This window comes from Antarcticimicrobium sediminis (assembly GCF_004348975.1).
Taxonomy (GTDB): domain Bacteria; phylum Pseudomonadota; class Alphaproteobacteria; order Rhodobacterales; family Rhodobacteraceae; genus Antarcticimicrobium; species Antarcticimicrobium sediminis.
In genome coordinates this window covers 31,776-43,684 of the sequence record NZ_SMFP01000008.1, presented here as the reverse complement: position 1 = coordinate 43,684, position 11,909 = coordinate 31,776, and the positions used below count along the sequence as shown (strand labels likewise).

The 11,909-nt window shown below is 66.1% G+C and carries 9 protein-coding genes; 1 reads left to right on the top strand and 8 read right to left on the bottom strand.

Annotated features, from left to right (window positions below):
- Positions 1-14: 14 nt before the first annotated feature.
- Complete coding sequence (gene hslU / locus E1B25_RS12895; protein WP_132829888.1) at positions 15-1,322, bottom strand: ATP-dependent protease ATPase subunit HslU; 1,308 nt, start codon at positions 1,320-1,322, stop codon at positions 15-17.
- A 61-nt stretch (positions 1,323-1,383) separates the two neighbouring features.
- Complete coding sequence (gene hslV / locus E1B25_RS12890; protein WP_132829887.1) at positions 1,384-1,941, bottom strand: ATP-dependent protease subunit HslV; 558 nt, start codon at positions 1,939-1,941, stop codon at positions 1,384-1,386.
- Positions 1,942-2,046: 105 nt separating this feature from the next.
- Here hslV and E1B25_RS12885 point away from each other — a divergent pair, with 105 nt between their 5' ends.
- Entirely contained in the window at positions 2,047-2,961 is a 915-nt protein-coding gene (locus E1B25_RS12885; RefSeq protein ID WP_132829885.1) for a hypothetical protein, read from the top strand.
- A 59-nt stretch (positions 2,962-3,020) separates the two neighbouring features.
- On the opposite strand, the gene trxA is transcribed toward E1B25_RS12885, so the two are convergent.
- Genes trxA through tsaE form a run of 6 tightly spaced genes read right to left on the bottom strand, consistent with a single transcriptional unit; the run spans position 3,021 to position 11,878 of the window.
- Positions 3,021-3,341 carry a thioredoxin gene (gene trxA / locus E1B25_RS12880; protein ID WP_132829883.1) on the bottom strand — a complete coding sequence of 107 codons (321 nt, stop codon included), beginning with the start codon at positions 3,339-3,341 and terminating at the stop codon, positions 3,021-3,023.
- Positions 3,342-3,376: 35 nt separating this feature from the next.
- Positions 3,377-6,760 carry a double-strand break repair helicase AddA gene (gene addA, locus E1B25_RS12875; protein WP_132829881.1) on the bottom strand — a complete coding sequence of 1,128 codons (3,384 nt, stop codon included), beginning with the start codon at positions 6,758-6,760 and terminating at the stop codon, positions 3,377-3,379.
- Positions 6,757-9,708, bottom strand: coding sequence for a double-strand break repair protein AddB (addB, locus tag E1B25_RS12870; RefSeq protein ID WP_132829880.1), 2,952 nt, complete (start codon positions 9,706-9,708; stop codon positions 6,757-6,759). Before addB ends, addA begins: the two co-directional genes overlap by 4 nt.
- Positions 9,701-10,396, bottom strand: coding sequence for a nucleotidyltransferase family protein (locus E1B25_RS12865; RefSeq protein ID WP_132829878.1), 696 nt, complete (start codon positions 10,394-10,396; stop codon positions 9,701-9,703). Before E1B25_RS12865 ends, addB begins: the two co-directional genes overlap by 8 nt.
- On the bottom strand, positions 10,393-11,397 hold the full coding sequence (locus E1B25_RS12860) for an aminoglycoside phosphotransferase family protein (RefSeq protein WP_132829876.1): 1,005 nt from the start codon (positions 11,395-11,397) through the stop codon (positions 10,393-10,395). The genes E1B25_RS12865 and E1B25_RS12860 overlap by 4 nt, the downstream gene beginning before the upstream one ends.
- Complete coding sequence (gene tsaE / locus E1B25_RS12855) at positions 11,390-11,878, bottom strand: tRNA (adenosine(37)-N6)-threonylcarbamoyltransferase complex ATPase subunit type 1 TsaE (protein WP_132829874.1); 489 nt, start codon at positions 11,876-11,878, stop codon at positions 11,390-11,392. The genes E1B25_RS12860 and tsaE overlap by 8 nt, the downstream gene beginning before the upstream one ends.
- Positions 11,879-11,909: the final 31 nt, after the last annotated feature.

Here is an 11,909-nt window from a genome sequence, read left to right as displayed (position 1 = left end):
TTGTGCCGCCGGGTCTAGAGCACGTAGCGACTGAGATCGGTGGACTTCACCAATTCGCCCAGGTTCAGGTCCACGAAGGCCGCATCCACAGTGATCGCCTCTCCGCTGCGGTCCGGGGCGGTAAAGGACAATTCCTCGAACACCCGCTCCATCACCGTATACAGCCGCCGCGCGCCGATGTTCTCGATCGTCTGGTTGACCTCGGCCGCGATCTTGGCCAGCGCTGCGATGCCGTCATCGGTAAAGGACACGGTGACCTCTTCGGTGCCCATCAGTGCGGTATATTGCCGGGTCAGCGCGTTGTCGGTTTCGGTCAGGATGCGCACGAAATCTTCTTCTGTCAGCGCCCGCAACTCCACCCGGATCGGCAATCGGCCCTGCAATTCGGGCAGCAGATCCGAAGGTTTGGCGATATGGAACGCGCCCGAGGCGATGAACAGGATATGGTCGGTCTTGACCGCCCCGTGCTTGGTGCTGACCGTGGTGCCCTCGATCAGCGGCAATAGATCGCGCTGCACGCCTTCACGTGAAACATCGCCGCCGCGCGCATCTGAACGGGCGCAAACCTTGTCGATCTCGTCGAGGAAAACGATCCCGTTCTGCTCCACCGCTTCCAGCGCGGCGCGCGTCACCGCCTCGTCATCCAGCAGCTTGTCGGCCTCTTCCCCGATCAACACGCCATAGCTGTCGGAAACGGTCATCTTCTTGCGCGTGGTGCGTCCGCCGAACGCCTTGCCGAACATATCGCCCAGATTCAGCATGCCCATCTGGCCGCCGGGCTGGCCGGGAATGTCGAACATCGGCGTCGGACTGGCGTTGTCGGCAACTTCCAACTCGATCTCGGTGTTGTCCAATTCCCCGGATTTGAGCTTGGCGCGGAACATATCGCGCGTGCCCTCCCGCGCGCCGTCGCCTGCGAGGACATCAATCACCCGCTTTTCGGCGGCCTGCTGCGCCCGCGCCTTGACCTCGTCGCGCATCCGTTCGCGGGTCTGCAGGATGGCGCTGTCCACCAGATCACGGATGATCTGCTCCACATCGCGCCCGACATAGCCGACTTCGGTGAACTTGGTCGCCTCGACCTTGATGAAGGGCGCGCGGGCAAGCTTGGCCAGCCGTCGGCTGATTTCGGTCTTGCCGACGCCGGTGGGCCCGATCATCAGGATGTTCTTGGGATAGACCTCATCCCTCAGATCATCCGACAGCTGTTTGCGCCGCCAGCGGTTGCGCAGCGCCACGGCCACAGCCCGTTTGGCGTCATTCTGGCCGATGATGTAGCGGTCCAGCTCGGACACGATTTCACGGGGGGTCAGGTCGGTCATGTTGGTCCTTCCGGCGTCACAAGTCTTGGGGGGGGGAAGTGGCGGGTCAGATCGCGGGGATCTAGCCCTTGATCGTCTCCACCGTCACATTTCCATTGGTAAAGACACAGATGTCGGCGGCAATCGCCATCGCCTTGCGCGCGATTTCCTCGGCCGACAGATCGGTTTCCATCAGCCCCCGCGCGGCGGCGAGCGCAAAGTTGCCGCCCGATCCGATTGCGGCGACGTCATGTTCCGGCTCCAGCACATCACCCGCGCCGGTGATCACATAGATCTCGCGCCCGTCACTGACGATCAGCATCGCCTCCAGCTTTTGCAGGTATTTGTCGGTGCGCCAGTCTTTCGCCAGCTCGACCGCTGCGCGCTGCAACTGGCCCGGCGTCGCCTCCAGCTTGGTTTCCAGCCGTTCCAGCAGGGTAAAGGCATCGGCCGTTGATCCGGCAAAGCCCGCCACCACATCGGTGCCGCCGGGGGACAGGCGGCGCACCTTGCGCGCGGTGCCCTTGATCACCGTGTTGCCCAAGGATACCTGACCGTCGCCCGCGATCACCACCTGTCCGCCCTTGCGGACGCCGATGATCGTGGTGCCGTGCCAGCCGGGAAAGGAATTTTCGCTCATCTGCGCCTCCTGATCGTTGCCTGTCTATATGGACGGGGCGTCTCTTGCACACAAGGGTGGCTGCCTGCGCTTGCCCGGCCTGCCAACCCCCACTAGCGTGCGGGCATGAGCGAAGCAGCCCGCGTCACATTCTATCTTGAAGACGGTCTGCGTCAGAGCGCGCAGGCCGGACAGCATAATTTTCTGCGTCTCGTTGGCGAGGTATTGCGCGGGGCCGGCTTTGCTCTCGCCTATCGCCCGGACACTGACGCCGAGCGCGCCGCCTCGGCCACCCGGCCCGGTTACGCCCTGTTTCATATGGCCGAGCCGAGCCATGACCGCGCCCTGACCCTGCGCCGGGTCTATCACTATCCGTTCTGGGCGATCGAACCCAGCGGCCAACGCTGGGACTGGCATGTGGCAAAAACCGTCTTTCCCACCGATGCCGTGCCGCGCAAAGAGGCGGATCGCTTTTATCGCTTCTGGCAACAGCGGCTGTTTTCCGACGCGCCGCAAACCGCCACGCGCGACGGCTTTGTCTATGTGCCGCTGCAAGGGCGGCTGTTGCAACATCGCTCGTTCCAAAGCTGTTCGCCGCTCGACATGCTGCGCGCGGTCTTGGCCCATGATCCCCGTCCGGTCATAGCGGCTTTGCACCCAAAGGAGAGCTACTCCGAAGGTGAGCTTGTCGCGCTGGAGCGATTGGAGCGGGACAGCCCCCGTCTGACCGTCACGCTGGGTGAGATGGAGCGCTGGCTGAGGGGCTGTGATTACGTGGCGACGCAGAATTCCAGCGCCGCGTTCAACGGGTTCTTCTTTGGTAAACCCGCCGTGCTTTTCGCCCTTGCGGATTTCCACCACATCACCGCAGATGCCGCGCGGTTGGGGGCGGAACAGGCGTTGCACGCCGCGCCCCTCATGCGGCCTGACTATGCCGGCTACCTGCACTGGTTCTGGCAGAAGATGGCGATCAATGCCGGACGGCCCGAGGCGAAAGGGAAAATTCACGCCGCATTTCAACGGGCGGGCTGGCCGGTTTAAGCCACAAAGAAAAAGGGGCGCCCGAAGGCACCCCTTTGAAATTTAACGCGAAAATCAGATCAGATCGATTCGTCGATCCAGCTTTGCAGCGCCGCTTTCGGGGCCGCGCCAGCGCGGTTCGAAATCACCTGACCGTCCTTGAAGATGAACAGCGCGGGGATGCCACGCACGCCCATGGCGGCGGCGGTGTTGGGGTTGGAGTCCACGTCCACCTTGGCCACCTTGATCTTGTCGCCATATTCCGCAGCCAGCTCTTCAAGCGCCGGGCCGATCTGCTTGCAGGGGCCGCACCATTCGGCCCAGAAATCCACCACGACGGGGACGGCGGATTGTTTGACTTCCTTGTCGAAGGTGTCATCGGTAACGGCAACGGTGGCCATGGTCATTCTCCTGATGCGAAAGGCTTGGTGCGAAGTTAGGCAGCGCCACCTGTATCGTCAAGGTGACCCGCCCGCGCAAGCGCCGCTGTCACAAGATCGTGCGGCAGTGCCATAAGCTGTGCCGAGCGGGTCCAAAGCAGCGCGGTTTCGACCGGAATGCCGGGATAGATCTGCGCCAGCGCAGCGGCATAGGCGCCCATTTGCCGCAACAGCCCTTCGGGGCAGTCTTCGGCCCGCATCGGCACCGTGGCGTTGGTTTTGAAATCCACCGCCAAAATCCGCTCAGGCGAAATGATCAGCCGGTCGATCACCCCATGCAACCGCCGCTCACCCAGCGGCGCGCTTACCGGCACCTCGGTCAACGCATCGGGTGCAAAGACGGCGGACAGCTCCGGCGCGCGCAACACGCCGCGCGCCTCGGCCAGCAGCTCGGCGCGCTCTACCTCGGGCAGCTCGGACAGCAGATGTTGCGCTGCCGCCTCCCACTCTGCCTCGGGCATTCCCGGCAGATGTTCCAGCAACAGGTGAATCCGCGTCCCGCGCGCCTTCGCGATCTCTTCGTCCTGCCCGGCCTCACCCGGCAGCGCCTTGGCCCCGCCCAGATCCGAGGGCCCCAGCGTCGGCATGATATCCGCGGGCGGCGCGGCGTCTTGCAGCAGAAAGCCCGGCAGCGGAACGCAATGTTTCACCGGCTGCTCGATCGCGATCAGTTCCGGCCCGGTCCAGTCGCCGACCTCATAGCGCAGACCGGAGCCGCCCTCGAACCTCTGCGGCACCGCCCCGGCGCGGGTCATCGCGGCCTCCACCATCTGGTACCAACTGTCGCCGTTCTTATCCAAATCGCCCGCAGCGGCGACGATCAGCCATTTCTCGGCCCGGGTCAGCGCAACGTACAAAAGCCGCTGCCTTTCGTTCATTTGCTTGGCCAGCGCGGTATCTCGCGCCCGGGTCAGCGCCGGTGGCATGTCGGTCGCTGCTGCGCGCCACAGCGGCACGCCCTCGGCCATCATCACCTGCGCCATGTTGGGTGGCCGTCGCTTGCCGGTATCGGGCAGGATGACAATCGGAGATTCCAGCCCCTTGGCGCCATGCACCGTCATCACCCGGATCATGTTCCCGGCGCTGCCCATCTGGCGTTTGATTTCCAGATCGTCGGTTTCCATCCACACCAGAAACCCGGTCAGGCTGGGGATCGCGCTGCGTTCATAGGCCAGCGCCTGACTGAGCAGCGCATTGATCCCGTCCTCGGCCTCGGCGCCCAGCCGCGCCAATAGGCGGCGGCGGCCATCGTGGCGGGTCAGGATGCGTTCGATCAGATCATAGGGGCGCAGGAAATCGGTCTGGTTGCGCAGATCGTTCAGCAGCGCCAGCGTTTCGGGAAATTCGGAGGCCCGGTCGCGCAACGCCTGCCAGAGAAAGCGTTTTTCGCGCCGATGCGCCAGATCGAACAGCCCTTGTTCGCCCCAACCCAGCAGCGGGGATTTCAACACCGTCGCCAGCGACAGGTCATCTTCCGGCGTGGCGAGAAAGCGCAGCAGCGCCGCCAGATCCTTGACCGCCAGTTCTGCCCCGACCTTGAGCCGGTCGGCCCCCGCGATCGGCAGCCGCGCGGATTTGCAGGCGCGGATGATCTCGGCAAACAGATCAGAGCGGCGTTGCACAAGGATCAGGAAATCGCCGGCCTGCACCGGGCGGCGGCGAAATGTGCCGGGTTCGGCCCCATCCACCGGCACGGTTTCCCCGCCGTCGATCATCGCCTTGATACCGGCGGCGATGCGTTCGGCCAGCACCACGGTGTGATGGCGCGCGCCGGGTCGGTCCACCGGGTTGGTCCAGTCGCCTTCGACGTCATCCTCGACCTTTTCCACCACCGGCCAGAGATCGACGCGCCCGGGCAGATCGGATTTGAACGCCCGGTGCAGCGAACCCTTGGGAAACCCGGCCTCGGCCCGGCCCTCGAACACCAGATCGACAAGCTGCAGGATCGCCTGCGCCGAGCGAAAGGAATATTCCAGCGTCAGATCCTGCAATCCCGCGCCGGTATCCTCAAGACGTTTGGAAAATTCGGCCTGCATCCGGTCAAAGGCGTCCGGATCGGCGCCTTGGAACGAATAGATCGACTGTTTCTTGTCGCCGACCACGAAAATCGTGCGCTCGACATCCGCCCGCGCGCCCTGACCAGAGGTGAACTCCTGCGCTAGTTTCTCGATCACGTCCCATTGTTCCGGGCTGGTATCCTGCGCCTCGTCCACAAGGATATGATCAATGCCACCATCCAGCCGGTACAGCACCCAGGCGGCGACGCCGGGGTCGTTCAAAAGCTGCCGGGTCTTCAGGATCAGGTCGTCGAAATCGAGCCAGCCGCGCAGCTGTTTGCGGCGTTCGTACTCGGGCAGGAACGCGGCGGCAAAGGCGTGAAGCGCCTGCGATTTTCGCGCCGCTGCCAGCCCCAGCCGCCGCGCGCGGGCGGCCTCGACGCGCAGCATCAAGGGTTCCACCCGGTTCATCAGTTCGGGGTGGTCGTTGCGCAGATCCTTGGTGGGAAAAGACCCTAACTTGGCCGAAAACGGCTCCTTCGCGCCAGCACCGGTGAGAAAGACCCCCTCCAACAGGGGCAAATCGGAGAGGCCCGGATCAGAAATCGGGGCAAGCTTTGCCGCCGCCTTTTGATCGGTGCTCTTGCCACTGGCGAGCACGGTGCACAACTGCGCCAACAGCTCGCCCTCGCCGCCCAGAAACACCTCGGCGCTCAGCGCGTCTTCGTCAAAGCCCGGCGGCAGATCGAACAGCGCCAGCAGCGCGGTCATCTCCAGCGGTTGCGCAAAGGCCGCGCGCTTGCCGGTCACGGCGGCGGTCAAGGCGCTGAAATCCGTATCGGTCAGGTGCTGCGCCAGCGTGGCGATCAAGGCGGCCTGCGGCCCGTCGGCGAAATCCTCGATGATTTCCTCGCGCAGCAGCGCGGCGGCCCGGTCCTCCATCTCGGAAAACTGCGGGCTCACCCCCGCCTCCAGCGGGAAGCGGCGCAGCAGCGAGGCGCAGAACGAGTGGATCGTCTGGATCTTCAGCCCGCCCGGGGTTTCGATGGCGCGGGCGAACAGGGTGCGGGCATGGGCCAGCCGCTCTGGCGTGATCGCCCCCTCGGCGCCCAGCCCCTCCAACTGGCCGCGCAACGCCTTGTCTTCCAGCATTGCCCATTCGCCAAGACGCTTGAACAGCCGGTTCTGCATCTCGCTTGCCGCCGCCTTGGTATAGGTGAGGCACAGGATGTGCTGCGGCTCCACATCCGCCAGCAACAGCCGCGCCACCCGGTCGGTCAGCACCCGCGTCTTGCCCGAGCCGGCGTTGGCCGCCAACCATGTCGAGGCATCGGGTCGTGCCGCTTGCACCTGTCGTTCGGTGGCGTCGTCCCGTGGGCTCATGTCAGATCCTCCGGGGTGGGGGCGGTCGCGCGGTCCCATTCTCCGAACCGTGCGAGGTGGTCGTAATCGCCGACATCGCTGTCCTTGAACAGCATCCGGCGCGCGGTATAGCCCTGATCGGGCCGGGCATAGGCGGTGAGCAATTCGCGCAGATCCTCAAGCACCTGCGCCGGCGGCTCATCCCCTAGCGGCGCCGGCACTTCCTTGTAGCTGCTGCCGATCCCGATAAAGCTGGCCCCGGCCACCGGCGCGGCGGCGATCTTGCCAAACCCGACCTGTTCGATCATCGCTGCCTCGATCAAAAGCTGCTTGTCGAACTTGGCCTGCTGGTCGCGGCTCGGCGGTGCGCCGGTCTTGTAGTCATAGATGTACATCGCGCCGCGCGTGTCCATGTCGATCCGGTCGGCGCGGCCCACCAGCGTGACGCCCGGCGGGTCGATCCGCATTTGTCCCGAGGCCTCAAAGGCCAGCGGGCGCGCGATGTCCTGACGCGCCGCCTCGCCTTCCAGAAAGGCCGGGGCGATCCGGCCCAGCCGCGCCAGCCAAAGCGCGCGGGCGGTGGGCCAGGGCACATGCTCGTCCAGAACCTCTTTGGCGCGGGCGAGCAGCGTGGCGCGATCCATCGGTGCGCCGCCGCCCAGATCGTCGCGAATGAAGCGCTCGAACACCTCATGCAGCACGGTTCCGCGCAGCAGCGAGTCGGCCTCCTGCACCAGCGGGTCCAGCGGGTGCAACCGCAGCACGCGTCGGGCATAAACGGCGTAAGGATCGCGGATCAGCCGCTTGATCTCGGTCACGCTAAGCCGGTCCGGACGTGCCGTCACCGGCGGGCGCGGCGAGGGGCGCGGCGCCGAGGGCACCGGCGTGGTTTCCTCCAGCGCCCCGGCCCAGTCCAGCCATGTGCGCCCGCGCGCGCGCATGTCGCTCAGCGCCTGCGGCCCACCCTGCCCCGGCAGCCCGGCGAGCAGGTTGGTCAGCCGGTTGAGCCAGCGCGAGGGCACGGTTTCGGCGTCGTCCGAGCGTTTTGCGCGGGTCAGCCAGACCTCGGGCGCGGCGATTGCTTGTTGGAAATCATGCGCCGAAAGGCCGATGCGCCGTTCCGGCAGCAACAGCCCCGCACGATCGCGCATCTGTCGGTTCAACCACGGATCGGGGCGCGCCGGTTCCGGCCAGCTGCCCTCGTTCAAGCCGCCGAGGATCAGCAGATCGGCGCCCATCACCCGCGCCTCCAGCGTGCCCCAGATCATGATGCCACGGAACCCGGCGTCGCGGTCGCGCACCTCTTCGCCCTGCAACAGCGCCCCCAGCAGATCGGCAAAGTCGCGCGCGCTCATGGCGCCGCCGTGCTCGGCCTCGCGCTCCAGCGTGGTGATCACCGCAAGCGCCTTTTGACCGGCGTTCTTTTGCCAGAGCGTGCCGCTGTCGCCGGTCTGGGTGGTGTCTGTCTGGCTGCCTGCCGCGATCCTTTCGGCCAAGGCGCGCAGATCGGCAACCCAATCGCAGAGCGCGCGCTCGCCCGGTCGTGCCCGGTCGCAGAAACAATCGGTAAGCCAGTCGAGCCACGGGCCGAAGCTGTTGCCATCTTGGCGGGCGGCAAAACGGGAAAGCCCCGCCGCATCGGGAAAGGCCGGTCCGTGTCGGCGCAGGTCAAGCTCCAGATCGCGGGCATGGCGCAGGTGATCGCCGCGCCCACCGCCGTCATGGCACAGCGGGTGTTTCAGGAGGGTGAGCAGGGTTTCGCTGGTCAACCGTCCGCTGAACAGCTCGGCCACATGGCGCAGAAACCGGCCCGGCGGGGATAGGTGCAGCGGTTGCCCGGCGCTGTCGTCGGGGATGATGTTCCAGCGTTCCAGCGCGGCGGTGACCTGTCGCGTCAGCATCCGGTCGGGGGTGATCAGCGCCGCCGATTGCCCGGTTTGTGCCGCCTCGCGCAGCCGCAGCGCGATCGCCAGCGCCTCGTCGCGGGGTGAGGCGGCCTCGATCAAGGTCAGATCGGCGGTGGCGGCGTCCAGCCCGGTAAGACTTGGCCCTTCGGCCATCCAGGCATCGGTCACCGGCGCCGGGCGCAGCGCCAGCGAGACCAGCCGGTTGCGGGTGGGTGCGGGCGGCGCGGTGTCGGCCCAACGGCGGATCTCGCCCGGCGCAACCTCCAACCGATCCATCAGTTTGCGAAACCGGTATTGCGGGTGATCTTCCGAGGTTAGCGCCCGGTCGAGCCCACCCCAGACCGCGTCCGGTTGGTCGAAGTCATAGCCGGGCAGCACCACCGCGCCTTGCGGCAGCCGCGCGATCGCCTGCATCAGCATCAGCGTGGTGCCGCGCGATCCGGTAGACCCGGCAAGGATCACCGGGTGCTGTGGCGGCACATCCTGCCAGCGCGCGATCAGCCCTTCGACCACGCGGCGCTGACGCGCCTGCATGTCCAGTTCGTCTTCGTCGCTGGCGAGCAGATCGTCGGCGATCCCGATAAAGGTCTGCGCGCGCGCCCAGTGGCCAGACAGGTCGCTGACATCCAGATTGCGGATATCGGCGGGCGAGACGCCCTCGCCCTGCATTTCGTCGATCAACCCGGCAAGGCTGTCGGCCAGATCATAAAGCGAGGCGCGCGCGGCCAGATCCGGCTGTTGGTCTAGCAGCTTGGCGATCAGCTGCGTCAGTTCCAGCCGTCGGCGCAGGGGCGGGATCGCGGGTGGTAGGTGGTCCATCGCGCCGCTTTCGCCCAGATCGGTGACCAGCGAAAGCTGCGGCAAAAGGCAGGGCGGGCCGCCATCAAAGATGTCGCGGATGCGCCGGGCCATGCGGCGGGTGTTGACCACCAGTTGCACCCGCGCCAGCGCCTCGGGCGGCTGGCCCGCCATGCGGGTTCTCAGCCCGGCGATCAGCGCGTCGGGAAAATCCACGCCCGGAGGCAGGGCAAAGACGCGGGCGGTCGTGTCAGGATCAAACATCAGGGGCCTCTGCCAGCAGGGTTTCGGCCAGCGCGATGCCGTCCGGATGGCCAACGTCGCACCAGCGCCCGGGATATTCCAGTGCGAACAGGCGGTTACGCGCCAGCATCTTGTCCCATACGCGGTTCAGCGAAAACACGTCTTCGTCGATCTCGTCCAGCAACTCGGTGCGCAGGATCTGCGCGCCGCCATAGATCACGCCGGGCCCGCGCGTGATGTGACCGGTGTCGCCCAGCGCGAAATCGCCCGCCCCTGTGTGGCCAAGTGCCCGGTCGGGGCGGATGCAGATCAGCAGCGCATCCATTGCCCCCTCGTCCCACGCCGCGCTCAGCAGCTCCAGCGGGTTCGGCCCGGACCAGATGGCATCGGTGTTCAGCGTAAAGACCGGCCCCGGCCCGAGCAGCGGCAAGGCGGCGCGCAGCCCGCCGCCGGTGTCGAGGATCTCGGGCTGCTCCAGCGACAGTGCAACGCCGAGCGGTTCCAGATGGGCGCGCAGCATATCGGGTTTGTAATGCAGGTTCGCCACCACCCGTGGCAGGGACAGCGGGCGCAGCAGATCCAGCGCATGATCAATCAGCGGTCGCCCCGCCACCTCGACCAGTGGTTTGGGCCGGTCCCGGGTCAACGCCCCCATCCTTGTGCCAAAGCCGGCGGCGAACAGCATGGCGGCCTGTGGGCGGCAGTTCATGCCGGTCGCAGCGCGGTGAGCGCCTCGGGCGTGGGGGCGGGCAGCGCTTCCAGCAGCAGATCGGCGACGGGGGCGAGCGCCGGGTGATCAAGGCCGCGTTTCAGATGCGCCCAGACCGCCGGGATCAGATCAAGATAGTGCGGTTTGCCATAATCGGTGGCGAGCCGGGCAAAGACCCCGAGGATGCGCAAATTGCGCTGGACGCCGAGCACGGCATAGGCGGTGCGAAAGGCGTGATCGTCCACTCCGGTGGCCGAAATGTACAGATCGGTCATCGCGATCTCGATTCCCGCCGGCACGTCGCGGCGGATGTCTTGCAACAGCGAGACCAGATCATAGGCCGGGTGCCCCAGCATCGCGTCCTGAAAATCCAGCAGACCGACGCGCGCCGGCCCGCTCCGCTCTGGCAGCCAGATCAGGTTTTCGGCGTGGTAGTCGCGCAGGATCACCACCTGTTTGCCGCCGGCGGTGGCGCGCAGGATATCCTCGAACCGGGTCAGGAACCGGGCATAGGCTTCGCCGCCGTCATCGCCGGTGATGCCAAGGCGATATTTGCTGAAGGCAAGGCCGGACAGCTGCGCCATCAGAGGCGGGGAATAGGGCGACAACTCTGGCGGGGGGAGTTCATGCAGCGCGACCAGTACATGGGTTGCGGCCTCATAAAGCTGGCGTTCGGGCGTCGGGTCGGCGGCGAGCACGCGGGCGAACAGCGCATCGCCCAGATCCTCCAGCAGAAGGAAACCGGTTTCGGCATCCTCTGCATAGATTTCGGGGGCGCTCAGCCCCTTGTCGCGCAGAAAGCGGGCGATGGTGACGAAGGGGCGGACATCTTCGCCCTTGTCGGGGGGGGCGTCCATCAACACGGCGCTGCGCCCGGTGACGGGGTCGGTCAGCCGCTCGTACCGGCGGTTGGAGGCATCCCCGGCCAGTGGGGCGCGGGGGACGCCGGCCCAGTCGGTGGTGGCCAGAAAGCTGTCGATCAATGTTGCGCGGTCAGGCATGGGCAAGCTCGTCCAGTTGCGCCAGAAGCACCGTCCAGCGCGGCGCGCTCCAGCTAAGCGTCAGGTGACGGCTGTCTTCGTCCGCGTCAATCGGGGCAAAGCGCAGCCTTAGGGCATCCGGCGGGGTCAGCGGGCCCAGCCGGTCGGGCCATTCGATCAGGCAGATCGCGGTTTCCATCGCCTCGCCCAGGCCCAGCTCTTCGATCTCTTCGGGAGAGGACAGGCGGTAAAGATCGGCATGCCAAAGCTCTCCTGCCCGGGTGTCATAGGTCTGGACCAGCGTGAAAGTCGGCGAGGGCACGTCCTCGGGCAGATCCATCAGCGATTGAACCATGTGGCGGGAGAAATGGGTCTTGCCCGCCCCGATCGGCCCGTCAAGTAGCAGGCAATCACCCGGGCGCAGCAGCGCACCAAGATGTTGCGCCAGCCGGGCGGTGGCATCGGGGGTCGCTAGGGTCAGGGACAGGGGGGATCGGATCATGGCGCCACAATGGCCGCGCCGCCGCGCCGCT